Genomic DNA, 25,239 nt, shown 5'->3' with positions numbered 1-25,239 from the left:
AAGCCCTGTGGGAGCGGGTTTACCCGCGAAGAGGCCGGCACAGGCAACCACAATTAGCGATAAGCCTCCACCGGCACACAAGCACAGAACAGATTCCTGTCCCCATACACGTTGTCGACCCGGTTCACCGCTGGCCAGTACTTGTGCTGGCGCACGTGAGCACTGGGCGCCACCGCCTGCTCCAGGCTGTAAGGCCTGTCCCACACCGCCAGCACATCGGCCAGGGTATGCGGCGCATGCTTGAGCGGGTTGTTCTCCGCCGGCCAGTTGCCCTCCTGCACTTCGCCAATTTCCGTCCGAATCGCCAGCATCGCCTCGACGAAACGGTCCAGTTCGGCCTTCGACTCACTCTCGGTCGGCTCGACCATCAACGTGCCCGGCACCGGGAACGACATGGTCGGCGCGTGGAAGCCATAGTCCATCAGGCGCTTGGCCACGTCCTCTTCGCTGATGCCGGTCAGCGCCTTCAGCGGCCGCAGGTCGAGGATGCACTCATGCGCCACCCGCTGGTTGCGCCCGCGGTAGAGCACCGGGAAAGCGCCACCCAGCTGGCTGGCCAGGTAATTGGCCGAGAGGATCGCCACCTCGCTGGCATCTGCCAGCTGCGGCCCCATCATGGCTATGTACATCCAGCTGATCGGCAGGATGCTCGCACTGCCCCAGGGCGCGGCGCTGACTGCGCTGTTGTTCGGGTCCAGGCCGGGTATCGGCACCACCGGGTGGCTGGCGACGAACGGCTTGAGGTGCGCGCGAATGCCGATCGGGCCCATACCCGGGCCACCACCACCGTGGGGGATGCAGAAGGTCTTGTGCAGGTTCATGTGTGAAACGTCGGCGCCGATATCCGCCGGCCGTGCCAGGCCCACCTGGGCATTGAGGTTGGCGCCGTCCATGTAAACCTGGCCTCCGTGCTGGTGGACCACCTCGCAGATTTCGCGAATTCCCTCTTCGTACACACCATGGGTCGACGGGTAAGTGATCATCAGGCACGACAACCGCTCCCCGGCCGTGTGGGCCTTGGCTTTGAGGTCGGCCAGGTCGACGTTGCCATCGTCGTCGCAATCGACGATCACCACCTCCATGCCGGCCATTTGCGCCGACGCCGGGTTGGTGCCGTGGGCCGACGACGGGATCAGGCACAGCGTACGTTGCGGCTGATGGCGGCTGCGGTGGTAGCGGGTAATGGCCATCAGGCCGGCGTACTCGCCTTGGGCGCCGGAGTTGGGCTGCATGCAGATGGCATCGAAACCGGTAATGGCGCACAGCCAGCTTTCCAGCTCGTCGATCATTGCCTTGTAGCCGGTGGCCTGGGCCGCCGGGGCAAACGGGTGCAGTTGGGCAAAGCCAGGCCAGGTAATGGGGATCATCTCGCTGGTGGCGTTGAGCTTCATGGTGCACGAACCCAGCGGGATCATCGACTGGTTCAGCGCCAGGTCCTTGTTCTCCAGCTGCTTGAGGTAGCGCAGCATCTCGGTTTCGCTGTGGTGCAGGTTGAACACCGGGTGGGCGAGGAACGGCGTGCGCCGCACCAGGCTGGCGGGGATGCCTTCGGGCAGGGCCAGCTGATCGAGTGTGGCGATGTCGAGGCCATGGTCCACCCCCAGGAAGATGTCGAACAGTCGCAGCACCGTGTGCTCCGAGCAGGTCTCGTCCAGGCTCACGCCCAGGTGCCCGCGGCCGAGGATGCGCAAGTTGATCTGCGCGGCTTCGGCGCTTTCGATGATGGCCGCCTGGGCACCGCCGACATCCAGGGTGAGGGTGTCGAAGAAGTGCTGATTGAAGCGCTTGATACCCTTGGCTTCGAGGCCGGCGGCGAGGATGAAGGTCAGCCGGTGCACGCGCTGGGCAATGCGCTGCAGGCCTTCCGGGCCGTGGTACACCGCGTAGAAGCCGGCGATGTTGGCTAGCAGCACCTGGGCCGTGCAAATGTTGGAGTTGGCCTTCTCGCGGCGGATATGCTGCTCGCGGGTTTGCAGCGCCATGCGCAGCGCGGTATTGCCACGGGCATCGCGCGACACGCCGATGATGCGCCCCGGCATGGCTCGCTTGTAGTCATCGCGGCAAGCGAAATAGGCCGCGTGGGGGCCGCCATAGCCCATCGGTACGCCAAAACGCTGGGTCGAGCCCAGCACCACATCGGCGCCCAGCTCCCCTGGTGGTGCCAGCAGCACCAGGCTGAGCAGGTCTGCGGCTACGCAGGCCAGGGCATGCTGGCTGTGCAGATGATCGATCAGCGGACGCAGGTCGCGCACCTCGCCATGAGTATCCGGGTACTGCAGCAAGGCCCCGAAAACCGCGTGTTTGCCAAGGTTATCCACAGAGTCGACGATCAGCTCGAAGCCAAAGCCCTCGGCACGGGTCTTGAGTACCGACAGGGTCTGCGGGTGACAGTGCTCGTCGGCGAAGAAGGCATTGCTCTTGTTGCGCGCCACCCGCTTGGCCAGGGCCATGGCCTCGGCGGCGGCAGTGGCTTCGTCGAGCAGCGAGGCATTGGCCAGGGCCAACCCGGTGAGGTCGATGACCATCTGCTGGAAGTTCAGCAGCGCCTCCAGCCGGCCTTGGGCAATCTCGGGTTGATAGGGCGTATAGGCGGTATACCAGCCCGGGTTCTCCAGCACGTTGCGCAGGATGACCGTGGGGGTGATGGTGCCGTGGTAGCCCATGCCGATCAGGCTGGTCCAGACCTGATTCTGCCCGGCGTAACCGGCGAGCTTGGCCAGGGCGGCCTGTTCGTCCAGTGCCGGCGGCAGGTCGAGGGGGCGATTGAGGCGGATGTCTGGCGGTACGGTCTGCTCGATCAGCTCACTGCGGCTGGCGACACCCAGCGCATTGAGCATGGCCTGCTGCTCCGTGGCATCCGGGCCCAGGTGGCGACGCAGGAAAGGGTTGAGCTCTTGCAGTTGATGCAGGGATGGCGACTGGGACATGACGACGCTCTCTTCCTGAAACAGCTCTCATGGAGACTTACAAGTCTAGGAAGGGATTGCCGATTGTGCGGGGAAAGTTGCTTGCAGGCCCGGCCTCTTCGCGGCTAAAGCCGCTCCCACAGGGACCGCACAGATATCAGACGCTGTGCAGTACCTGTGGGAGCGGCTTTAGCCGCGAAGAGGCCGACGCGGTATTACTCGCCGATGGCAGCCTTGTAGCCAGCAGCATCCAGCAGCTTGTCCAGCTCGGCCGGGTTGCTTGGCTTGAGCTTGAAGATCCACGACTCGTAAGGCTGCTCGTTGAGCAGCTCAGGGCTGTCAGCCAGCTCTTCGTTGACCGCGATCACTTCGCCAGAGACCGGAGCATAGATGTCCGAAGCGGCCTTGACCGACTCGACCACACCGGCAGCGTCGCCAGCCCCAAACACCTTGCCGACTTCGGCCAGCTCGACGAACACCACGTCACCCAGGGCTTCCTGGGCGTGGTCGCTGATACCTACGGTCACGGTGCCGTCAGCTTCCAGGCGAGCCCACTCGTGGCTTTCGGCAAAACGCAGGTCGGCGGGGATATTGCTCATGTCTTGAATTCCTCGATTGGCTCAGCGGTACGCCCGCCGGTTGAAAATTGTTCAGATCAGGATCTTGCCGTGGCGCACGAAGGTCGGTTTGACCACCCGCACCGGGTACCACTTGCCGCGGATTTCCACCTCGGCCCGGTCGCCAGTGGCCATGGGCACGCGGGCAAGGGCGATGGACTTGCTCAGCGTAGGCGAGAAACTACCACTGGTGATCTCTCCTTCGCCAATCCCGGCTACACGCACCACCTGGTGGGCACGCAGCACGCCACGCTCTTCCAGCACCAGGCCGACCAGTTTTTTCTGTACACCTTGTTCGATTTCCTTCAGCAGGCCGGCGCGGCCGATGAAGTCGCGCTCGGCGGGCTCCCAGGCGATGCTCCAGCCCAGGTTGGAAGTGAGTGGTGTGTGTGCTTCGTCGATGTCCTGGCCGTACAGGTTCATGCCGGCTTCCAGGCGCAGGGTGTCGCGGGCGCCAAGGCCGCTTGGGGCAATACCGGCGCCGACCAGGTCGTTGAAGAAGGCCACGGCCTGCTCGCCAGGAAGGATGATCTCCAGGCCGTCTTCACCGGTATACCCGGTGCGGGCAATGAACCAGTCGCCTTCGGCCATGCCCTCGAATGGGCGCAGTTCGCGAATCAGCGCGGCGCGCGCGGGGCTGAGCAGGGCGGCGACCTTTTCGCGTGCATGCGGGCCCTGGATGGCGAGAATGGCCAGGTCGGGACGGACCCGGAAGTCCACGGCATAACCGGCACGCTGTGCGGCCAGCCAATCGAGTACCTTGGCCCGGGTAGCCGCGTTGGTGACCAGGCGGTAGCCGGTTTCGGTGCGGTAGACAATCAGGTCGTCGATGACCTTGCCCTGCTCCTGCAGCAACGGGCTATACAGCGCCTTGCCGATATCGTCGAGACGGGCCACATCGTTGGCCAGCAGGCGCTGCAACCAGGCAGTGGCGTCGCTGCCGTCGACATCGATCACAGTCATGTGGGACACATCGAACACCCCGCAATCGCTGCGCACCTGATGGTGCTCCTCGACCTGCGAGCCATAGTGCAGTGGCATGTCCCAGCCACCGAAATCGACCGTCTTGGCGCCCAGCGCCAGGTGCAAGTCGTACAAAAGCGTGCGCTGTCCCATGGGTTTCTCCTTCCGGGCGTGGCGAAGCGGCGGCGGTCGATGACGTTGGGTCGTCAGCTCTTCTTGTGTAGGACCCGCCGCGCGAGTGCCGCGCATTGTAGCCGCAAGGGCGCGGGCTGACACCCTCAGTGACTGTGACCGGGTCGACGTGCCGAACGGCGGATCAGGCCGATGACCGGCAGCAGGCCCACCAGCACCAGGGTCAGTGCCGGCAGCGATGCACGCGCCCACTCCCCCTCGCTGGTCATCTCGAACACACGTACCGCCAAGGTGTCCCAGCCGAACGGGCGCATCAGCAAGGTGGCCGGCATTTCTTTGAGCACGTCGACGAACACCAGCAGGGCGGCGCTGAGCGCGCCAGGTACCAGCAGTGGCAGATACACCTTGAAAAACAATCTCGCGCCGCCGACGCCCAGGCTGCGGGATGCCTCGGGCAGTGATGGGCGGATGCGCTCCAGGCTGCTCTCCAGCGGCCCGTAGGCCACCGCGATGAAGCGCACCAGGTAGGCCAGCAGCAAGGCAGCCAGGCTGCCCAGCAGCAGCGGCTTGCCGGCACCGCCCAGCCAGCTGGACAGCGGGATGACCAGGTGGTTGTCGAGGTAACTGAAGGCCAGCATGATCGACACCGCCAGCACCGAGCCGGGCAAGGCATAGCCCAGGTTGGCCAGGCCTACCCCGGCGCGGATACCACCCGTCGGCGCCTGGCGCCGGGCAAAGGCCAGCAGCAACGCCACGCACACCGTGACCAGCGCCGCCATGCCGCCCAGGTACAGGGTGTGCAGCACCAGGCCGACATAGCGCTCGTCCAGGTCATGCCGGCCGCGCTGCCAGAACCACGCCAGCAGTTGCAGCAGCGGGATGACGAAGGCGCAGGCGAACACCAGCAGGCACCAGCCACTGGCCAGCAACGCCTTGAACCCGCGCAGGTGGTACAGCGCCTGCCCGCGCGGCCGCTCGTTGCCGCTGCGGCTGGCGCCCCTGGCACGGCGCTCGCCATAAAGCACCAGCATTACTGCCAGCAGCAACAGGCTGGCCAGCTGGGCCGCGCTGGACAGGCTGAAGAAGCCGTACCAGGTCTTGTAGATGGCTGTCGTGAAGGTGTCGAAGTTGAAAACTGCCACCGCGCCAAAGTCGGCCAGAGTTTCCATCAGGGCCAGGGCGATACCGGCGCCGATCGCCGGCCGTGCCATTGGCAGGGCCACACGCCAGAACGCTTGCAGCGGGGACAGCCCCAGCACCCGCGCCGCCTCCATCAGCCCCTTGCCCTGGGCAAGGAATGCAGTACGCGCCAGCAGGTAGACATAGGGGTAGAACACCAGCACCAGGACGACGATCACCCCGCCAGTGGAACGCACCCGCGGCAGGCGCATCGGCCCGAACACCTCGCGCAGGGCGCTCTGCACCGGGCCGGCGAAGTCCAGCAGGCCGACGAAGACGAACGCCAGCACATAGGCCGGGATGGCGAACGGTAGCATCAGCGCCCAATCCAGCCAGCGTCGGCCAGGGAACTCGCAGAGGCTGGTCAGCCAGGCCAGGCTGACGCCCAGCACGGTGACGCCGATGCCCACACCCACCACCAGCGTCAGGGTATTGCCCAGCAGGCGAGTCATCTGGGTATCGAGCAGGTGCGACCAGATCTGCATGTCAATCGACTGCCAGGACAACAGCAGAACGCTCAGGGGCAGGAGCACCAGGGCGGCGACCAGGATGACCGGGAGGTACCAGCGGCGTTGGGGGGTGTGGGGCAAGGCTGAAGTCTCGAGTGCGATGGCGACCGCTGCGCGGTCGTTCACGGGTGAACCCGCTCCCACAGGGTTCGGCGCCGCCCTTGGGGGCAGTGATATTCCTGTGGGAGCGGGTTCACCCGCGAAGAGGCCCTTGCAGGCCCCGGAAGGATAAAGCCTGGCGCTTAGTTCCAGCCAGCCCGATCCATCAAGCGAATCGCTTCAGCCTGGCGCTTGCCAGCGATTTCCACCGGAATGCTGTCAGCCTTGAAGCTGCCCCACGCCGCCACTTCTTCCGATGGCTTGACCTTCGGGTTGGCCGGGAACTCCTGGTTGATGTCGGCGAACAGCTTCTGCGCCTCTTCACCGGTCATCCATTCCACCAGCTTCTTCGCTGCCTCCGGGTGTGGCGCGTGCTTGGTCAGGCCGATGCCCGACAGGTTCACGTGCACGCCACGGTCACCCTGGTTGGGCCAGAAGATCTTCACCGGCAGTTTCGGGTTCTGGTTGTGCAGGCGGCCGTAGTAGTAGGTGTTGACCACACCCACGTCACACTGGCCGGCCTCGATGGCCTGGATCACGGCGTTGTCGTCGGAGAACACATCGGTGGACAGGTTGTTGACCCAGCCTTTGACGATTTGCTCGGTCTTCGCCTCGCCGTGGGTCTCGATCAGGGTGGCGGTCAGCGACTGGTTGTACACCTTCTTCGCCGTGCGCAGGCACAGGCGGCCTTCCCACTGCTTGTCGGCCAGGGCTTCGTAGGTGCTCAGCTCCTGCGGCTTGACCCGCTCGGTGGAGTAGATGATGGTGCGGGCGCGCAGGCTCAGGCCGGTCCAGTCGTGGGACGAGGCGCGGTACTGCGGTGGGATGTTCTGGTCGATGATGTCGGACTTGATCGGCTGCAGGATGCCCATCTGCTCGGCCTGCCACAGGTTGCCGGCATCGACGGTCAGCAGCAGGTCGGCCACGCCATTTTCGCCCTCGGCCTTGATGCGCTGCATCAGCGGGGCTTCCTTGTCGGTGATGAACTTGATCTTGACCCCGGTCTTGGCGGTATAGGCATCGAAAACCGGCTTGATCAGCTCGTCGATGCGCGAGGAGTACACCACCACTTCGTCCGCTGCCTGGGCGGCGCCGCCGAACAGGGTCAGGGCCAGGGCGGCCAGTAGGGGCTTGCGTGGCAACATGGAAAGCACTCCTCGGATCGTATGAGAGGCGCAAATGGTAGTGAATCCCATTTTCCGACTCATCTACATAGCCGTTACCGGATGTTGCAGAGGGATAACAGTTGCAAGGCTCCTGTGGGAGCGGGCAAGCCCGCGAACACCGGCAAAGCCGGTGCCATTCACCGCGCTGCCTGTTTCGCGGGCATGCCCGCTCCCACAGACTCCAGCAATCTCATGCCTTGGCCAGATCCGGCAGGTCGCCGCTCAAACCCAGCGCCTGTCGCACGAACATCGCTTTGGCCTCCGGCATCTGCTCCACCAGCTTCAACCCGCTGTTACGCAACCAGCGCAACGGCAACGGGTTGGCCTGGAACAACCGCTCAAACCCTTCCATCGCCGCCATCAGCGCCAGGTTGTGCGGCATGCGCCGCCGCTCGTAACGGCTCAGCACCTTCACATCAGCCAGCCGCTCGCCACGCTCGCAGGCATTGACCAGCACCTCGGCCAGCACCGCTGCATCCAGGAAGCCCAGATTGACGCCCTGCCCGGCCAGCGGGTGAATGGTGTGCGCGGCATCGCCGATCAATGCCAGGCCTTCATCCACATAGCGCTTGGCGTGGCGCTGACGCAGCGGCACGCACACTCTAGGGTCGGCTTGCAGCACATTACCCAGGCGCCCCTCGAAAGCCCGCTCAAGGGCCTTCAGGAAGGCAGCTTCATCCAGCGCCATCAATTGCTCGGCATGCTCCGGCGTGGTCGACCACACGATCGAGCACCAGTCCTGCTGGCCATCGCGGGTCAACGGCAGGAACGCCAATGGCCCTTCATCGGTGAAGCGCTGCCAGGCCGTGGCCTGGTGCCCGGCACTGCAACGCACGCTGGTGACGATGGCATGGTGCAGGTAATCCCACTCGCGGGTTTCGCAACCGGCCAGGCGCCGCACTGCCGAGTTGGCGCCATCGGCCGCGATCACCAGCGGCGCGCGCAGTTGCCGGCCATCTGCCAGGGTCAGTAGCCATTCATCGCCAGAACGGCGTAGCTGCTCCAGCCGCGCATTCGCCAACAGGCCGATGTCGCTGTCATGCAGGCGCTCCAGCAGGCCGTCCTGCACCACCCGGTTCTCGACGATATGGCCGAGCGTCTGGGCGTGCACGCTGGCAGCCGAAAAGTGAATCTGCCCGGTGCCGCTGCCATCCCACACATGCATGTCCGAGTATGGCGTGGCACGCCGCCGGGCAATGCCATCCCAGGCGCCAAGGCGCTCCAGAATGCGCTGGCTGGCCGCCGACAGCGCGCTGACACGCGGCTCGAACGGGGCCTGGACATCGAACGGCTTGACCGTCAGCGGGCCGCCGTCGAGCAAGAGGATTTGCAGGCCACTGTGGCGCAACGCCAGAGCCAAGGCGCTGCCGACCATACCGGCACCGACAATCAACAGATCTGCGCGCATTTCCATGCCTTACGCCAGCCTCGCTTGCGGCTTGAGCCGCACATATAGGGTTTTATCGACCCGCGCCACCAGCTCGCCGGTGCCGTCGCGGATGTCGACCTGCAAACGTGGCAGGCATTTCTTGCCGGTGGCGGTCTGCTGGCGGATGTCTTCCAGCAGCGCGTCATCGACGTGGAGTTCGGCATACACCGGGCCTTTGCCCGGCGCAATGAAATCGATGCTGGCTGCCTTGTCCCAGACGATGTAGTCACGCCCCAGCTGCTCGATCAGCAACAGCATGTAGAAAGGGTCGACCATCGAATACAGGCTGCCGCCAAACTGAGTACCGACATAGTTGCGGTTCCAGCGGGTCAGCTTCATCGCCACCTTGGCGCTGCGCAGGTCCGGGCTGATGTGCTGCACGCGGATACCGGCCCCCAGATACGGCGGGTACAGGTTCAACCGCCAGCGCAACAGGCGTGCCCGGCGCGCCAGCCGGCGCGCGTCGTCGCTCATGCCTGCCCCCGCGGGTCGGGGCGGGTACCAAGGCCCATGGCCTGCCTGGCGAACCAGCTCTTCGCCGGTGGCAACAGGTCCAGCCCGAGCAGGCCAAGGTTGCGCCCGGCGGCCAGCAACGGCTGGCTGCTGCCGAACAGGCGGGTGACCTGGTCGGAAAAACCGATGGTCATGGCCTGGTCCATGCGCTGGCGCTGGTGGTAGGCCTGCAACGTGGTCAGGTCGCCAGGCTGCTGCGGGCCGGCCAGCAGTGCCTCGGCCAGCGCCTGCACGTCACGAAGCGACAGGTTGAAGCCCTGGCCGGCAATGGGGTGCAGGCTGTGCGCGGCGTTGCCCAGCACCACCAGATGCGGCCGCACCTGCTCCTGGGCCTCGATCAGCGACAGTGGGTAGAGGTGCCGCGCGCCGACCTGACGCAAGGCGCCCAGACGATAGCCGAACACACCCTGCAGCTCGCGTAGGAAATTGCGCTCATCGATGTCGGCCAGGCGCCGCGCGTCCATGCCCTGGCGGGTCCAGACCAGCGCACAGCGGTTATCCGGCAGCGGCAACAGGGCCATGGGGCCTGCTTCGGTGAAACGCTCGAAAGCCTGGCCGCCGTGGGCCTCGCCCGGGGTGATATTGGCGATCAACGCGCTCTGTTGATAGGGCGTGTGGCGTACGTGGATGCCCAGCTGTTCGCGCAGGCCGGAGCGGCCACCGTCGGCCAGTACCGCCAGGTCGCACTCCAACTGGGTGTCGTCGTTCAGTTGCAAACGGTAGCCACCTTCGATGGCCTGCATCGCGGTCACTTCCGCCGGGCAGCGCCAGCTCACCACCTCGCTGTCCAGCCCTTGCCACAGGCACTGGCCCAACCAGGCGTTTTCCACCACGTAGCCCAGCGCCGGTAAGCCCTCTTCCTGGGCATCCAGGCGGGTGGCGCCGAAGCGGCCGCGGTCGGACACATGAATTTGCCGAATCGGCTCCGCGCGGTGCTCGATGGCCTGCCACAGGCCCAGCTGCTGGTAGATCTGCCGGGTACCGAACGACAGTGCCGACGAACGCGCATCGTAGCTGGGTTGAAAGCTGTCACCCGGGGCGAACGGCTCGATCAGCAGAATCTTCCAGCCCCGCGCCTTGGCCCCCGCCTGTAGCGCCAGGGCCAGGCTCGCGCCCACCAGGCCGCCGCCGATGATCGCCAGGTTTACCCGGTTCATGCCGCGTCCTTGCGGGCGGCCTGCATCAACGCCTCGATCTCGGCGACCGTGCGCGGCACGCCCGAAGTCAGGATTTCACAGCCTTGCCTGGTCACTACCACGTCGTCCTCGATCCTTACACCAATGCCGCGCCATTTCTTCGCCACGGCCTGATTGTCGGCGCCTATGTAGATGCCCGGTTCGACGGTAAGCGCCATGCCGGGTTCAAGCACCCGCCACTCGCCACCCACCTTGTACTCGCCCACATCGTGTACATCCATGCCCAACCAGTGCCCGGCGCGGTGCATGTAGAAGGCACGATAGGCCTCGCTGTCGATCAGCGCCTGCACCTCGCCCTTCAGCAGGCCCAGTTCCACCAGGCCCTCGGTGATGACCCGCACGGTGGCCTCATGGGCATGGTTCCAGTGCTTGCCGGGGGCGATTTCGGCAAACGCTGCGGCCTGAGCCTTGAGCACCAGCTCGTAGATGGCCTTTTGCTCCGGCGAAAAGCGCCCGCTGACCGGGAAGGTACGGGTGATGTCGCTGGCGTAGCAGTCGATCTCGCAACCGGCATCGATCAGCACCAAGTCGCCATCCTTCAGCGGGGCGTCGTTCTGCTGATAGTGCAGGATGCAGCCATTGCGCCCGGCCGCGACGATAGAACCGTAGGCCGGCATCTTCGCCCCACCCTTGCGGAATTCGTAGTCCAGCTCGGCTTCCAGGCTGTATTCGTGCAGCCCGGCCCGGCAGGCCTGCATGGCCCGCACGTGGGCCCGCGCCGAGATATCTGCGGCAGCGCGCATTACCTTCACTTCCGCCGCCGATTTATACAGGCGCATGTCGTGCAGCAGATGATCCAGCGCAACGAACTCGTTCGGCGGCTGGGCGCCCAGGCGGGCCTTGGAGCGGATCACGTTGATCCAGTCCATCAGCCGGCGATCGAACTCGGGGTTGCTGCCCATGGCGCTGTACACCCGCTCACGGCCTTCGATCAGGCCCGGCAGGATCTCGTCGATGTCGGTGATGGGGAAGGCATCGTCTGCGCCGAAATCGCGCACCGCACCTTCCTGGCCGGCCCGCAGGCCATCCCACAGCTCGCGCTCGGGGTTGCGTTCACGGCAGAACAGCACGTATTCGCCATGCTCGCGCCCGGGGATCAGCGCAATCACCGCTTCCGGCTCGGGGAAACCACTGAGGTACTGGAAGTCGCTGTCCTGGCGGTAGACGTGCTCGACGTCGCGGTTGCGGATGGCAACCGCGGCAGCGGGCAGGATGGCGATGCTGTTGGGTACCATCTGCGCCATCAGCGCCTTGCGCCGACGGGCATACTCGGCCTTGGGAATGTGGCTCATGGGCAGACTACCCCCGGTTGATCAGTGCAGCGATGGCTTGGGTGCAGGGGCGGCCGGCTTGGCCAGCTCGGAGAACAGCAGCAATGGCGCCACGCGCAGGTATTCCATGACTTCCATGTAGTCGCTCTCGCCATCCTCGGACTCCTCGAGGGCTTCCTGAACCTGGGAAATGGCCACCAGGTCCTGCAGCACTTCCTTGGCCTCGTCGGACAGGTCCTTGCCACCGGCATTCAGGCCAAAACCGGTAATGAAGCCTTGGCACCACTGGCCCAGCGCGGTGGCGCGGTCGCTCAGGGCGGCGGCGTCGGAAGGCAGCAGCAGGACGATCGCCATGTCGTCGCTGGTGAGTTCGCCCTTGACCATTTCCTGCAGGCCGACCAGGGCGTTGCGAACGGAGTCACCGGGCTCGGTTTCCAGCAGCTGGGCCGCATCGGCCAGCCAGCCGTCGGCGTCGAAGCCGGCACCGGCGCAGCTGCGGCCGATCAGCAGGCCGTGCAGTTCGGCCGGGGTGACAGGATGGCCATTGCTGGACAGCAGCATGGCGAAGGCGATGTAGGGCGATTGGGTATTGGGCATGGGCAGCTAGGCGCCAGACGGCGCAATGACTAGAATGGAGACCTTGTATCCTAGCACCGGCAGGCGCGCCAAGACCATCGGCACTGGCCGTCGCCGCCCAGGGAGAGGCATCATCGCCAGGTGACTCAACGACGGAGCGAATCGAGTGCAACCCACGCAAGAGAACGACCTGCAGGCACTGATGAGCCGATTCGAGCTGCTGATCGAACGTGTCGAGCAACTAAAACGGCAAAATGCACTCCTAGTAGCTCAGGAAAAATCCTGGCGCGAAGAGCGCGCCCACCTCATCGAAAAGAACGAGATCGCCAAGCGCAAGGTCGAGTCGATGATTTTACGCCTCAAGGCTCTGGAGCAAGACTCATGAGTTCAAGCAATAGCGTCACCGTGCAGATCCTCGACAAGGAATATTCGATCATCTGCCCGCCGGAAGAGCGCAACAACCTGGTCAGCGCCGCGCGCTACCTGGACGGCAAGATGCGCGAGATCCGCAGCAGCGGCAAGGTGATCGGCGCCGACCGCATTGCGGTCATGGCAGCGTTGAACATCACCCACGAAATGCTGCACCGCCAGGAAGACCGCAACGATGCCCCGGCCGGCGGCACCACCCGCGAACAGGTGCGCGACCTGCTGGAACGGGTCGACCAGGCACTGTCCGACGACGCGGATACCAAAATCGGCTGAGATTGGTATACTGGCGCCACTCCCTGGGGGATGCGCCAGTCGGTTATGTCCCTGAGCCGATACGCACAACCACGGGGGTTGCACGCTGGGGCCGGTGTGCATGTCCGCCCGACGGAAAGCCTTAACGCCCCCTGCAATCTCCACCTTGAACTTTCGGGTTCAAGGGCTACACCGATAGCGGTCTTATCGGGGAGCCTGAATTCTCTTGCCCGCCCCCTCCGGCGGGCAATTCGTTTTGGCCGAGCGCTCGGCCAGCACACCTGGGATCGCCCGTGCCATGACCGACACCGCGCAGCTCACCCGCCCCCAGCTTCGTCGCCTGCTTCGCAATGCCCGCCGCGCCCTTACCCCTGCCCAGCAACGCCAGGCCGCCCTTGGGCTGTATCGCCAGCTGGCGCAGCACCCGCTGTTCCGCCGCGCCCGGCACATTGCCCTGTACCTGCCCAACGACGGTGAAATCGACCCATACCTGCTGCTGCGCGAAGCCCAGCGCCGCGGCAAGCGCACCTACCTGCCGGTGTTGCACGCCTGGCCGCGCACGCGCATGGTGTTCCAGCGCTTCGAGCACGGTGAAAAGCTCAAGCCCAACCGCTTTCGCATTCCGGAACCCGTTACCGACCGCAAGCGCCAGCGGCCGATCTGGGCATTGGACCTGATCCTGCTACCGCTGGTCGGCTTCGACGAAGTAGGAGGGCGGCTGGGAATGGGCGGTGGTTTCTATGATCGCAGCCTGGCCTACCAGGCGCGTCGCCAGACCTGGAAAAAGCCGTTGCTGTTGGGGCTGGCACATGAATGCCAGAAGGTCGAGCGGCTGGCTCAGGCCAGTTGGGATGTGCCGCTGCAGGGGACGGTCTCGGACCGTGGCTGGTACCTGGCGCCGCGTTGAGCGGCGCCGGCGTGGGCATCAACGTTGTGGCTGGCTGGCGTCGACCGGCATCTGATAGGCGTTGTCCAGCTTGCGCTCCCAGAACCCTTGCGCATAACCGGTAGTGACCACACCCAGGCCAAAAATGAACACCAGAATCCACAGCAGATCCGGCTTTTTACGTTGATTCATCGAAGATTGCCCCCCAAGCAAACTGTTCAGGCTCGGCGGTTTTCTGGGAACCACCGGAGCATCGCGCTTTAAACGGGGCGCATTTTCCGACAACCTGCGTCGGCACGCAAACCTTGACGCCAACCGGCTGTCGGTTTCGTGCAACAGGTTATTTCAAACCTTTTCAGGAGCAGCACCCATGGCCTACTGGCTGATGAAATCCGAGCCTGACGAGCTCTCCATCGAAGCCCTCGGCCGCCTCGGCGAAGCGCGCTGGGACGGCGTGCGCAACTACCAGGCGCGTAATTTCCTGCGGGCCATGTGCGTTGGCGACGAGTTCTTTTTCTACCACTCCAGCTGCCCGCAGCCGGGCATCGCCGGCATCGCCAGGATCACCCGCGCTGCCTACCCGGACCCGACCGCGCTGGACCCGCAAAGCCACTACTACGATGCCAAGGCCACGGTCGACAAGAACCCGTGGAGCGCGGTGGATGTGGCTCATGTGCAAACCCTGCCACGGGTGCTGGAGCTGGGCTGGCTGAAACAGCAGGCAGGCCTGGCCGAACTGCCGCTGGTGCAGAAGGGCAGCCGCCTGTCGGTGATGCCGGTGACGCCGGAGCAATGGGCGGTGATTGTCGCTTTGCGTTGAAACTGCAGCTAAGGTCAGATCTTGCTGACCGGCGCGGTCCGCTGTAGGAGCGGCCTTGTGTCGCGATGGGGCGCACAGCGGCCCCGGGATGTCAGCGTCACCCCATGAATTGCCGGGGCTGCTTTGCAGCCCTTTCGCGACACAAGGCCGCTCCTACAGGGACTGTGGGGGCCTTTGATTGATATCAACACATCGCCAATGGCCGCAGGCCATGATGCAGTGTGCATGACCGCAAGGATGCAGAACGATGAACCGATACGCCCCCAGGATCTTCGCCATCGCGCTGATCGCCCTACTCGCAGCAGCCGGCGGGCTGGGATACTGGAAATCGCTCCACGACCAGTTGCCCGAAGGCCTGAGCATGGGCAACGGCCGCCTCGAAGCCACCGAAGTGCAGATCGCCAGCAAAATCCCCGGCCGCCTGGCCGAGGTGCTGGTCGACGAAGGTGACAAGGTCACTCGCGGCCAGCTGCTGGCGCGTATCGACACCCGCACCATGGAAGCCCAACGCAGCCAGGCCGAAGCTGAAGTGCTGCGCGCCCGGGAAAACTACGCAGCCGCCCAGGCCAGTGTGCAGCTGCGCCAGAGCGAACTGCTGCTGGCCAGCCAGGAGCTCAAGCGCGTGCGCGAGATCTTCCAGCGCAAGTACGCCAGCCAGCAATTGCTCGACCAACAGCAGGCGCGCTTCGACACAGCCAACGCCGCCGTGGTCGCCGCCCGCGCCCAGCTGGCGGCGATCAAGGCCGCCATCGGCGCCGCCGAGGCCCAGGTGGCGCAACTCACCAGCGAAATCGACGACAGCAGCCTGCGCGCACCGATCGACGGCATCATCCAGCTGCGCCTGGCCGAGCCGGGTGAAGTGCTGGGTGCCGGTGGCCGTGTGCTGATGTTGATCGACCCCAGCGACCAGTACATGAACCTGTACCTGCCGGCCTCCACCAGCGGCCGGCTGACCGTCGGCGACCAGGCGCGGATCGTGCTCGACGCCCTGCCCGAGCGGGCGCTGCCGGCGAAGGTGGCCTTTGTCGCGGCCAAGGCCCAGTTCACCCCCAAGCAGGTGGAAACCCGCGACGAGCGGCAGAAGCTGGTGTTCCGGGTCAAGTTGCGCCTGACCGACCCGGGCGCCGTGCCGCAGGCCAAGCCGGGCATGCCAGGCGCCGGCTATGTACGCACGGCTGAAGTGGACTGGCCGGCCAACCTGCAATGAACGCCCCGGCACTGTTGGCCGAGGGCATCAGCCATCGATATGGCCACCTGGTGGCTCTGCACCCCCTTGGGTTCAGCCTGCCGGCGGGCACCCGCTGCGCGCTGATCGGCCCTGACGGGGCTGGCAAATCGACCCTGCTGGGGCTGATCGCCGGCGTCAAGCGCCTGCAACAGGGCGAGCTGCAGGTGCTGGGCGGCTCGATTCGCCAGCGCCGCCATCGCGCGGCGCTGTACCCGAAAGTGGCGTTCATGCCGCAGGGGCTTGGCAACAATCTGTACCCGGAACTGTCGATCAGCGAGAACATCCGCTTTTTCGCCACCCTGTTCGGCCTCGGCCGGCGCGAGTGCGAGCAACGCATGGCCAACCTGCTGCAGGCCACTGACCTGCAGCGCTTTGCCGAGCGCCCGGCCGGCAAGCTGTCGGGCGGCATGAAGCAGAAGCTGGGCCTGTGCTGCGCACTGATCCACGAGCCGGACCTGCTGATCCTCGACGAACCGACCACCGGTGTCGACCCGCTGTCGCGGCGGCGCTTCTGGGAGCTGGTCGAGCAGGTGCGCGCGCAACGCCCGCAGCTGACCCTGCTGGTGGCCACCGCCTACATGGAAGAAGCCGAGCAGTTCGAGCATTGCCTGATGCTCGACGGCGGCCGCCTGCTGGCGGCAGGCCCCAGCCATGAACTGGCCGCAGTCACCCGCAGCGGCAAGTTGGACGACGCCTTCACCCACTACCAGGGCGCGGGCAAGGCACACCATCAACCCCTGACCATCCCGCCGCGCCCTGCCATGGACGGCCCGGTCGCCATCGAGGCGCACGACCTGACCCTGCGCTTTGGTGACTTCACTGCGGTCAACAAGGTCAGTTTCGCCATTGGCCGCGGGGAGATCTTCGGCTTTCTCGGCTCCAACGGCTGTGGCAAGACCACCACCATGAAAGTGCTCACCGGCCTGATGCCGGCCAGCGAGGGCAGCGCCAGCCTGCTCGGCCGCCCGGTGGATGCCAGCGACCTGGCCACGCGCAAGCGGGTCGGTTTCATGTCGCAGAGTTTTTCGCTGTATGGCGAGCTCAGCACCCGGCAGAACCTGGCCCTGCATGCCCGCCTGTTCGACCTGCCCAAGGCCGAAACCGCCCAGCGCATCGATGAGCTGATCGAACGCTTCGACCTGAGCGCCATCGCCGACCAGCCGTCCGGCGCCCTGCCCCTCGGCCTACGCCAGCGCCTGTCACTGGCGGTGGCGGTGCTGCACCGCCCGGAGGTGCTGATCCTCGACGAACCCACCTCCGGCGTCGACCCGGCCGCCCGCGACGATTTCTGGCGCCTGCTGGTGGAGCTGTCACGCGAGCAGGGCGTGACCATTTTCCTCTCCACCCACTTCATGAACGAAGCCCAGCGCTGCGACCGCATCTCGCTGATGCATGCCGGCCGGGTGCTGGCCTGCGACACGCCCGACGCCTTGCAGCATCAGTACCAGGGCGACACCCTGGAAGACGCGTTCGTACGTTGCCTGGAACAGGCCCAGGAACTGGCCCCGCAGGCCACCGACAATACCGTACTGGAGCAGGCAGCCTCGCCGGCACCGACGCTGCGTCAAGGCTTCAGCCTGCGCCGCCTGCTGACCGTGGCCAGCCGTGAGGGCAAGGAGCTGCTGCGCGACAAGGTACGCCTGGCCTTCGCCCTGCTGGGGGCGATGTTCATGATGGTGATCTTCGGCTATGGCATTTCCCTGGATGTGGAAAACCTTGCCTTTGCCGTGCACGATCAGGACCAAAGCCCGCAAAGCCGGGCCTACCTCGAAGCCTTTCGTGGTTCACGCTATTTCGCCGAACAGGCGCCCATCCGTGATACCCGCGAAATGCACCAGCGCCTGCAGCGCTCGGAAATCAAACTGGCGCTGGAAATTCCGCCCGGCTTTGGCCGCGACCTGTACGCCGGTCGCCAACCGGTGGTGGCCGCCTGGCTAGACGGCGGCATGCCGTTCCGCGCGGAAACCAGCCGCAACTACGTGGAAGCCGTGCACCAGGCCAACCTCGAGCAACTGGCCAAGGCCAGCCCCCTGCCGCAGCCGCGCCAGGACCTGGTGCGTCTGGAAACCCGTTTTCGCTACAACCAGGATGTGGTCAGCGTGAACGCCATCGGCCCGGGAGTGATGGCGCTGATCCTGGCCTTCATCCCGGCCATGCTCACCGCGCTGGGCATCGTCCGCGAGAAAGAGCTCGGCTCCATCACCAACTTCTACGCCACGCCCCTCACCCGCCTGGAGTTCCTGCTCGGCAAGCAGATGCCCTATCTGGTCGTGAGCCTGGTCAACCTCGCTCTGCTGGTGGCAATGAACCGCTGGCTATTCGCCGTGCCGCTCAAGGGCAGCGTGCTGGCCCTGGCCTGCGGCGGCGTTGCCTACCTGCTGGCGACCACCAGCCTGGGCCTGCTGATTTCGGCGTTCACCCGCACCCAGATCGCCGCCATCCTCGGCACCATGATCATCACCAGCCTGCCGACCATCCAGTTTTCCGGGCTGATCGTGCCACGTTCGTCACTGGACGGCGCGGCGGCAGTGATGGGCCAACTGTTCCCGGCAGGCTACTTCCTCGACATTGCGGTCGGCACCTTCACCAAGGCGCTGGGCCTGCGCGAACTGTGGCCGCAGTGCCTGATCCTGCTCAGTTTCTTTGCCGTGTTCACCGGCCTGAGCCTGGGCATGCTGAAGAAGCAGGAGGCCTGAGATGTCGCGCCTGAATCACACCCTGCGCCTGGGCCTTAAAGAGCTGACCAGCCTGCGCCATGACAGCGTACTGCTGTTGTTCCTGCTGTATGCCTTCAGCGTGGCCATCTACATGCCGGCGGCGGGCTCGGTAATCGGCGTGCACAACGCCAGTGTCGCGATAGTGGACGAAGACCACAGCCTGCTCTCGCGCAAACTCGGCGAAGCCTTGCAACCGCCCGAGTTCCAGCCCGCCGCTCCGCTGGCCGCAGAGCGCCTGGACCAGGCCATGGACAGCGGCCAGTACACCTTCGTGATCAACGTGCCGGTGAGTTTCCAGAGCGACCTGCTGGCCGGGCGCTCGCCGGAGCTGCAGATCAATGTCGACGCCACAGCCATGAGCCAGGCCTTCATGGGGGCTGGCTACATCGGCCGCATCTTCGAACGCGAGTTGCTCGACTACAGCCAGCGCAACAATACGCAGAGCCCGGTGGTAATTAACGCCAAGGCCCTGTTCAACCCCAACCTGGAGGGTGGCTGGTTCCTGGCGGTGATCCAGATCGTCAACAACATCACCATCCTGGCGATCATCCTCACCGGCACCGCGCTGCTGCGCGAACGCGAGCACGGCACCCTCGACCACCTGCTGGTGCTGCCGCTGACCGCGCTGGAAATCATGCTGGCGAAAATCGCCAGCAATGCGCTGGTGGTGGTGATCTGCACCTGGATTTCGCTGGTGGTTGTGGTCAAGGGTGCGCTTGGCGTGCCGTTGGTCGGCTCGATGGGGCTGTTCCTGGCAGTGACCGCGCTGTACCTGTTCGCCAGTACCGCACTAGGGATATTCCTCGCCACTCTGGCACGCTCGACGCCGCAGTTCGGCCTGCTGGCGATCCCGGTGATCATCCCGATGCTGTTGCTGTCAGGCGGCAGCACACCACTGGACAGCATGCCGCAGTGGTTGCAGTGGGTGATGCAAGGGTCGCCGTCGACTCACTTCGTCAGCCTTGGCGCCGCAATCCTGTTCCGTGATGCCGGGTGGACGGTGGTGTGGCCGGACATCCTGGCGCTGGCCGTGATCGGCCTGGTGTTCTTCGCCGTGGCGCTGGCGCGGTTTCGCCGTAGCCTGGCGTCCTGACCCGCGCATACCCGGCTCAAAATCTGAAGTTTGCGCGATTCCTGTGGGAGCGGGTTTACCCGCGAATACCGGCGCAGCCGGTGCCATGCACCGCGTTGGATTCTTCGCGGCTAAAGCCGCTCCCACGGGATCGCGCCACAGTGCGGATTGCGCTGCTCCTGAGAGAGCCGGCTTGCCGGTCACTGCACGATCAGGTTGTTGAACAGCAGGTCCTCAACAATCGGCTTGCCCTCTTCGGCTTCCATCACCTGCTGCACCTGCTTCAGCGCTTCCTGGCGAAGATGCTCCTTGGCTTCGACGTTGCTCATGCTGTCCACCGACTGCTGGGTGAACAGCGCCACCAGCTGGTTGCGGATCAGCGGCTCATGGTGCTTCACCGCCTTCGCGGCTTCGTCGCCGGTCACTCGCAGGGCCACATCGGCCTTGTACACGCGCAGCCGCGGGCTGCCGTCGAGCGCATAGTTGCCGACAAAGGGCGGGCTCAGGCTGATGTAGGCGACCTTGGGCGCCCCTTCCTTGGCTTCCTCGGCCATGGCCGCAGCCGGCAGCAGCAGCGCCAGCAACATCAAGATCCACGCTTTCACAAATTCGCTCCTCAATACAGTTGGCGCCAGCTTACCCAGCATGCCCTTCAAACCCAAGCCCGGGCTAGTGCCGCCACTTATGCCCGCACATCAGGGCGGGCCATGCTCGTTGACCCGGCAGGCGGCCTTCCTACACTTATCGGCCACGACCCGCAAAGGAATAGCCCCGATGAAAGCTGTGTTGTGCAAAACCCTGGGCCCGGCGCGCAACCTGGTGCTGGAAGAAGTACCCAGCCCGGTGCCGAAGAAAAACGAAATCCTGCTGGATGTGCATGCCGCCGGGGTCAATTTCCCCGATACCCTGATCATCGAAGGCAAGTACCAGTTCCAGCCACCGTTGCCGTTCTCCCCCGGCGGCGAGGCAGCGGGCGTGGTGGCCGCAGTCGGGGAAAAAGCCGGCGCGTTCAAGGTCGGCGAACGGGTCATGGCGCTGACCGGCTGGGGTGCGTTCGCCGAGCAGGTGGCGGTGCCGTTCTACAATGTGCTGCCGATCCCCCCGAGCATGGACTTCACCACTGCTGCAGCGTTCGGCATGACCTACGGCACCTCCATGCACGCCCTGCGCCAGCGCGGCCAGTTGCAGGCGGGCGAGACCCTGCTGGTGCTGGGCGCTTCCGGCGGGGTCGGGCTGGCGGCGGTGGAGATCGGCAAGGCGCTGGGCGCGCGGGTGATCGCGGCGGCCAGCAGTGCGGAGAAACTGGCTGTGGCCAAGGCAGCTGGGGCAGATGAACTGATCGACTACAGCCAGGCCAGCCTGCGTGAGGAGATCAAGCGCTTGACGGGTGGCCAGGGCGTCGACGTGATCTACGACCCGGTGGGTGGCGAGTTGTTCGAGCAGGCGGTGCGCGGGCTGGCCTGGAATGGCAGGTTGCTGGTGGTGGGCTTTGCCAGCGGGGCCATCCCGCAGCTGGCGGCCAACCTGGTGTTGCTCAAGGGCGCGGCGGTGCTCGGGGTGTTCTGGGGGGCGTTTGCCCAGCGTCAGCCGGAGGACAATGCGGCCAACTTCCGGCAGCTGTTTGCCTGGCATGCCGAAGGCAAGTTGAAGCCGCTGGTGTCGCAGACTTATCCACTGGCTGAGGCAGGGGCGGCCATTGAGAGGCTGGGGCAGCGGCAGGCTGTGGGTAAGTTGGTGGTGCTGGCCAGGTAAGACAGTTCCGGCCTTTTCGCGGGTGAACCCGCTCCCACAGGGACCGCACCGCCCTCAAGGAATGTGCAGTACCTGTGGGAGCGAGTTCACCCGCGAAGAGGCCGGCACAGGTAATCAAACTTCCCGCAGGTTATGGCAGCGCCTGAACCGCGCCTCCAGGTTGCGATCGGGCATCTGGTGGCTGCGCAGGGCATTCAAGGTCTGTTCGACGTAATCACGCGTGGTGCCATAGCGCCCCTTGGCACTGGCCAGGATCTGGCTGAGCAGTGTGTCCGGCAGGTTCCCGGCGTAGCACGGTAAATGCCGCTCCAGCACGAAGCCCAGAGCCTGCACCTTGCTGCCATCACCCAAACGGCAACTGAGCCAGTGCGGCCGGTACGCCGGGTATGGCATCTCGCGCTGCCACAGGGCCATCAGCGAATCGTCCAGGGTGCTTTCATCCAGCCGGTAGGCAAAACCACTGCAGGAGCCACCACGGTCCAGGCCGAACACCAGGCCGGGGGTTTCCGGCGTGCCGCGGTGTTCGTGCGACCACAGGTACAAGCCTCGGTGGTAACCATGCACTCGAGCGCGTTGGCGTTCCACCGAGTTGCACTCCGGCCGCCAGATCAACGAACCATAGGCGAACAGCCACACCGGCCCACCCTGATGGCGAGACATGGTTGTCTTCATGGAACTGAACAACTGTTCGCGAGTATGTTGCTGACCGAAGTCGAGTGTCGGTGGATATGGAACTTCCCAGGACATACTTTCAAGTGCCGACATAAGCTGCCGCCATTATCCCTGTGAACTACGGATGTAGCGAGATTCGATTACGATGCACCCCAAAGCCTCTGTACCAGGGGCGCTTGCAGTAACCATAGGACAGAAGTGCAGGAATACTCAAGCCCTCGCGCCAGAGTTTCATCCGCGCTCCCGACGACTGGAAAGTACTGTTTCGGCAACTGCGAAAGTTATTGGCCAAGGCGGTAACAATTACCGCCTTATACCCATACTTTCAAACTTCGGTTATTAGCCGCGTGGCGCGTAGGCAAAAACATCTGCGCGCATGCGATGCGCATCCATGCCGGCTTCGACCAAGGCGTCGAGAGTGGCATAGATCATGTTCGGCGAGCCGCTGGCATATACATGCACGCTGTTGAGGTCGGCGATGTCCTCGCAAACAGCCTCATGCAGCATGCCGCAACGGCCTTCCCAGCCGCACAGGTCGCTGACCACCTGGTGCAGGAACAGGTTGGGCAGGCGCTGCCATTCGTCCCAATGCTCGATCTGGTAGAAGTCCTCGGGCCGGCGCACGCCCCAGTACAGGTGCACCGGGTGCTTGAAACCCTGAGCCCGGCAATGCTCGACCAGGCTGTGCATCTGGCCCATGCCGGTGCCAGCAGCAATCAGCACCAGCGGCCCGTCGGGCAACTCGGCCAGGTGGGTGTCGCCGAACGGCATTTCGATGCGAGCCAGACCGTCGCGCTTGAGCTGCTCGATAAGTTGCAGCGCACTGGGCTCGCGCGCCAGCACATGCAGCTCCAGCTCGCGCCCGGCATGGGGTGCGGAAGCCAGCGAAAATGCCGCCTGCTTGCCGCCTTCGCGTTCGATCATCAGGTACTGCCCCGCGTGGTAGCGCGGCGGCCTGCCAGCCGGCGCGCGCAACCGCACGCGCCAGACGTCGCCACCGACCTCGACGCACTCACTGACACTGCACGCCAGTTTGCGCACCGGCAGCTCGCCCAGGGCGAGCACACCATCCCAGAGCAACACGCAATCCTCCAGCGGCTCGGCAATGCAGGTGAACAGCTCGCCATGGTCGCGGACTTCGCCGTCCTGGCGTACCCGGCCTTCGACCAACAACGCGGCGCAGACATGGCAATTGCCATTGCGGCAGCTGTTCGGGCAGTCATAGCCCAGCCGCCGCGCTCCATCCAGGATCCGTTCCCCGGGTTCGAGCGCCAGCACCGCCCCGGACGGCTGCAACGTTACCTGCATCAATCTATTCCCAACTGATCCCACAGCTCATCGATACGGCGGGTGACGGCCTCGTCCTTGACGATGACCCGTCCCCATTCGCGTGTAGTCTCGCCCGGCCACTTGTGCGTGGCGTCCAGGCCCATCTTCGACCCCAGCCCGGATACCGGCGACGCGAAGTCCAGGTAGTCGATCGGGGTGTTGTCGATCATCACCGTATCACGCTTGGGGTCCATGCGCGTGGTGATGGCCCAGATCACATCATTCCAGTCACGGGCATTGATATCGTCATCGGTGACAATAACGAACTTGGTGTACATGAACTGTCGCAGGAACGACCATACACCCAGCATCACGCGCTTGGCGTGGCCCGGGTACTGCTTTTTCATGGTCACCACCGCCATGCGGTACGAGCAGCCTTCCGGCGGCAGGTAGAAATCGACGATTTCCGGGAACTGCTTCTGCAGGATCGGCACGAACACTTCGTTCAGCGCCACGCCGAGGATCGCCGGTTCGTCTGGTGGGCGACCGGTGTAGGTGCTGTGGTAGATCGGTTTCTGCCGATGGGTGATGCGCTCGACGGTGAACACCGGGAAGCTGTCCACTTCGTTGTAGTAGCCGGTGTGGTCGCCGTATGGGCCTTCCGGGGCCATTTCGCCCGGGTGGATCACACCCTCCAGGATGATTTCGGCGGTGGCCGGCACCTGCAGATTGCTGCCCCGGCACTTGACCAGTTCGGTGCGGTTGCCGCGCAGCAGGCCGGCGAAGGCGTACTCGGAGAGGGTGTCCGGCACCGGGGTCACGGCGCCGAGGATAGTGGCCGGGTCAGCGCCCAGGGCCACGGCCACCGGGAACGGCTGGCCAGGGTTCTTCTCGCACCATTCGCGGTAGTCGAGGGCGCCGCCACGGTGGCTGAGCCAGCGCATGATGACTTTGTTGCGGCCGATCACCTGCTGGCGGTAGATGCCCAGGTTCTGGCGGTCCTTGTTCGGGCCGCGGGTGACTGTGAGCCCCCAGGTGATCAGCGGCGCCACATCGCCCGGCCAGCAGTGCTGGATCGGCAGAGCGCCGAGGTCGACATCGTCCCCCTCGACCAGCACTTCCTGACACACTGCATCCTTGACCACTTTCGGCGCCATCGACACGACTTTCTTGAAGATCGGCAGCTTGGACCAGGCATCCTTCAGGCCCTTCGGCGGCTCGGGCTCCTTGAGGAAGGCCAGCAGCTTGCCGATCTCGCGCAGTTCATCGACCGACTCGGCGCCCATGCCCATGGCCACGCGCTCCGGGGTTCCGAACAGGTTGCCCAGCACCGGAATGTCGAAGCCGGTGGGTTTTTCGAACAGCAATGCCGGGCCCTTGGCACGCAGGGTGCGGTCGCAGACCTCGGTCATTTCCAGGACGGGGGAGATCGGAACCTGGATGCGCTTGAGCTCGCCGCGCTGTTCCAGGCCACGGATGAAGTCGCGCAAGTCGCGATACTGCATGCAGGAGCCTCGTATTGGCCGTATCGGTCGGGGTGCAGAGTGTAGCGCCGTTCGGGCTCTGTTTGGGGGCAAAAATGCATT

The 25,239-nt window shown here is 64.9% G+C and carries 23 protein-coding genes and 1 other RNA gene; 9 read left to right on the top strand and 15 right to left on the bottom strand.

Translation table 11 applies throughout. From position 1 onward, the window contains the following. Positions 1-53: 53 nt before the first annotated feature. The 10 genes from gcvP to J5M58_RS02375 form a co-directional block, all read right to left on the bottom strand. Positions 54-2,927 (bottom strand): aminomethyl-transferring glycine dehydrogenase, encoded by a 2,874-nt coding sequence (gene gcvP, locus J5M58_RS02420; RefSeq protein ID WP_207877063.1) that lies wholly within the window; start codon positions 2,925-2,927, stop codon positions 54-56. Between the two features lie 194 nt (positions 2,928-3,121). Beyond that, positions 3,122-3,505: a glycine cleavage system protein GcvH gene (gcvH, locus tag J5M58_RS02415; RefSeq protein WP_112249828.1), complete on the bottom strand. Its 384-nt coding sequence runs from the start codon at positions 3,503-3,505 to the stop codon at positions 3,122-3,124. Positions 3,506-3,556: 51 nt separating this feature from the next. After that, positions 3,557-4,639 (bottom strand): glycine cleavage system aminomethyltransferase GcvT, encoded by a 1,083-nt coding sequence (gcvT, locus tag J5M58_RS02410; RefSeq protein WP_112249829.1) that lies wholly within the window; start codon positions 4,637-4,639, stop codon positions 3,557-3,559. Between the two features lie 125 nt (positions 4,640-4,764). Further along, positions 4,765-6,282 (bottom strand): iron ABC transporter permease, encoded by a 1,518-nt coding sequence (locus J5M58_RS02405; protein ID WP_243432169.1) that lies wholly within the window; start codon positions 6,280-6,282, stop codon positions 4,765-4,767. A 266-nt stretch (positions 6,283-6,548) separates the two neighbouring features. After that, complete coding sequence (locus J5M58_RS02400) at positions 6,549-7,550, bottom strand: extracellular solute-binding protein (protein ID WP_112249830.1); 1,002 nt, start codon at positions 7,548-7,550, stop codon at positions 6,549-6,551. 211 nt (positions 7,551-7,761) lie between these two features. Next, a complete protein-coding gene (locus J5M58_RS02395; protein WP_181457295.1) occupies positions 7,762-8,979 on the bottom strand; it encodes a 2-octaprenyl-3-methyl-6-methoxy-1,4-benzoquinol hydroxylase in 1,218 nt (405 codons plus the stop codon). Between the two features lie 9 nt (positions 8,980-8,988). Then, positions 8,989-9,474: a DUF4442 domain-containing protein gene (locus tag J5M58_RS02390; RefSeq protein WP_207877059.1), complete on the bottom strand. Its 486-nt coding sequence runs from the start codon at positions 9,472-9,474 to the stop codon at positions 8,989-8,991. Then, positions 9,471-10,670, bottom strand: coding sequence for a 2-octaprenyl-6-methoxyphenyl hydroxylase (ubiH, locus tag J5M58_RS02385; RefSeq protein ID WP_207877057.1), 1,200 nt, complete (start codon positions 10,668-10,670; stop codon positions 9,471-9,473). Before ubiH ends, J5M58_RS02390 begins: the two co-directional genes overlap by 4 nt. Further along, positions 10,667-12,001 carry a Xaa-Pro aminopeptidase gene (gene pepP / locus J5M58_RS02380; protein WP_112249835.1) on the bottom strand — a complete coding sequence of 445 codons (1,335 nt, stop codon included), beginning with the start codon at positions 11,999-12,001 and terminating at the stop codon, positions 10,667-10,669. Before pepP ends, ubiH begins: the two co-directional genes overlap by 4 nt. Before the next feature lie 21 nt (positions 12,002-12,022). Next, a complete protein-coding gene (locus tag J5M58_RS02375) occupies positions 12,023-12,577 on the bottom strand; it encodes a YecA family protein (RefSeq protein WP_112249837.1) in 555 nt (184 codons plus the stop codon). 181 nt (positions 12,578-12,758) lie between these two features. Here J5M58_RS02375 and J5M58_RS02370 point away from each other — a divergent pair, with 181 nt between their 5' ends. The 4 genes from J5M58_RS02370 (at position 12,759) to J5M58_RS02355 (ending at position 14,144) form a co-directional block, all read left to right on the top strand. Further along, positions 12,759-12,941, top strand: coding sequence for a TIGR02449 family protein (locus tag J5M58_RS02370; protein ID WP_029886233.1), 183 nt, complete (start codon positions 12,759-12,761; stop codon positions 12,939-12,941). Beyond that, the gene (locus J5M58_RS02365) at positions 12,938-13,258 is read left to right on the top strand and encodes a cell division protein ZapA (RefSeq protein ID WP_003259368.1); all 321 of its coding nucleotides are present in this window, start codon (positions 12,938-12,940) and stop codon (positions 13,256-13,258) included. The genes J5M58_RS02370 and J5M58_RS02365 overlap by 4 nt, the downstream gene beginning before the upstream one ends. A 17-nt stretch (positions 13,259-13,275) precedes the next feature. Then, a non-coding RNA gene (ssrS, locus tag J5M58_RS02360) (6S RNA) lies at positions 13,276-13,455 on the top strand. 80 nt (positions 13,456-13,535) lie between these two features. Continuing rightward, on the top strand, positions 13,536-14,144 hold the full coding sequence (locus J5M58_RS02355) for a 5-formyltetrahydrofolate cyclo-ligase (RefSeq protein WP_207877071.1): 609 nt from the start codon (positions 13,536-13,538) through the stop codon (positions 14,142-14,144). An 18-nt stretch (positions 14,145-14,162) separates the two neighbouring features. On the opposite strand, the gene J5M58_RS02350 is transcribed toward J5M58_RS02355, so the two are convergent. After that, positions 14,163-14,315 carry a hypothetical protein gene (locus tag J5M58_RS02350; RefSeq protein WP_003253683.1) on the bottom strand — a complete coding sequence of 51 codons (153 nt, stop codon included), beginning with the start codon at positions 14,313-14,315 and terminating at the stop codon, positions 14,163-14,165. A 178-nt stretch (positions 14,316-14,493) separates the two neighbouring features. On the opposite strand from J5M58_RS02350, the gene J5M58_RS02345 reads away from it, so the two are divergent. The 4 genes from J5M58_RS02345 to J5M58_RS02330 all read left to right on the top strand — a co-directional run bounded on the left by J5M58_RS02345 (position 14,494) and on the right by J5M58_RS02330 (position 19,981). Beyond that, positions 14,494-14,943, top strand: coding sequence for an EVE domain-containing protein (locus J5M58_RS02345; protein WP_112249839.1), 450 nt, complete (start codon positions 14,494-14,496; stop codon positions 14,941-14,943). Positions 14,944-15,190: 247 nt separating this feature from the next. After that, the gene (locus tag J5M58_RS02340; RefSeq protein WP_207877055.1) at positions 15,191-16,150 is read left to right on the top strand and encodes an HlyD family secretion protein; all 960 of its coding nucleotides are present in this window, start codon (positions 15,191-15,193) and stop codon (positions 16,148-16,150) included. Beyond that, a complete protein-coding gene (gene rbbA, locus J5M58_RS02335; protein ID WP_207877053.1) occupies positions 16,147-18,867 on the top strand; it encodes a ribosome-associated ATPase/putative transporter RbbA in 2,721 nt (906 codons plus the stop codon). Before J5M58_RS02340 ends, rbbA begins: the two co-directional genes overlap by 4 nt. 1 nt (position 18,868) lies before the next feature. Then, on the top strand, positions 18,869-19,981 hold the full coding sequence (locus tag J5M58_RS02330; protein WP_207877050.1) for an ABC transporter permease: 1,113 nt from the start codon (positions 18,869-18,871) through the stop codon (positions 19,979-19,981). Between the two features lie 179 nt (positions 19,982-20,160). Here J5M58_RS02330 and J5M58_RS02325 read toward each other — a convergent pair whose 3' ends face one another. Then, positions 20,161-20,565 (bottom strand): flagellar basal body-associated protein FliL, encoded by a 405-nt coding sequence (locus J5M58_RS02325; RefSeq protein WP_112249847.1) that lies wholly within the window; start codon positions 20,563-20,565, stop codon positions 20,161-20,163. Positions 20,566-20,734: 169 nt separating this feature from the next. Here J5M58_RS02325 and J5M58_RS02320 point away from each other — a divergent pair, with 169 nt between their 5' ends. After that, entirely contained in the window at positions 20,735-21,712 is a 978-nt protein-coding gene (locus tag J5M58_RS02320; RefSeq protein WP_207877048.1) for an NADPH:quinone oxidoreductase family protein, read from the top strand. A gap of 114 nt (positions 21,713-21,826) precedes the next feature. Here J5M58_RS02320 and J5M58_RS02315 read toward each other — a convergent pair whose 3' ends face one another. The 3 genes from J5M58_RS02315 to ubiD form a co-directional block, all read right to left on the bottom strand. Then, positions 21,827-22,477 carry a gamma-glutamylcyclotransferase gene (locus tag J5M58_RS02315; protein ID WP_112249851.1) on the bottom strand — a complete coding sequence of 217 codons (651 nt, stop codon included), beginning with the start codon at positions 22,475-22,477 and terminating at the stop codon, positions 21,827-21,829. 246 nt (positions 22,478-22,723) lie between these two features. Beyond that, complete coding sequence (locus J5M58_RS02310) at positions 22,724-23,692, bottom strand: CDP-6-deoxy-delta-3,4-glucoseen reductase (protein ID WP_013974732.1); 969 nt, start codon at positions 23,690-23,692, stop codon at positions 22,724-22,726. After that, a complete protein-coding gene (gene ubiD / locus J5M58_RS02305; protein WP_112249853.1) occupies positions 23,692-25,158 on the bottom strand; it encodes a 4-hydroxy-3-polyprenylbenzoate decarboxylase in 1,467 nt (488 codons plus the stop codon). Before ubiD ends, J5M58_RS02310 begins: the two co-directional genes overlap by 1 nt. Between the last annotated feature and the right edge of the window lie 81 nt (positions 25,159-25,239).

The sequence above is a fragment of the Pseudomonas sp. 32_A genome, from assembly GCF_017490905.1.
GTDB lineage: Bacteria > Pseudomonadota > Gammaproteobacteria > Pseudomonadales > Pseudomonadaceae > Aquipseudomonas > Aquipseudomonas inefficax.
The sequence above is the reverse complement of the archived record's forward strand: the minus strand, read 5'-3'. Positions and strand labels throughout refer to the sequence as shown.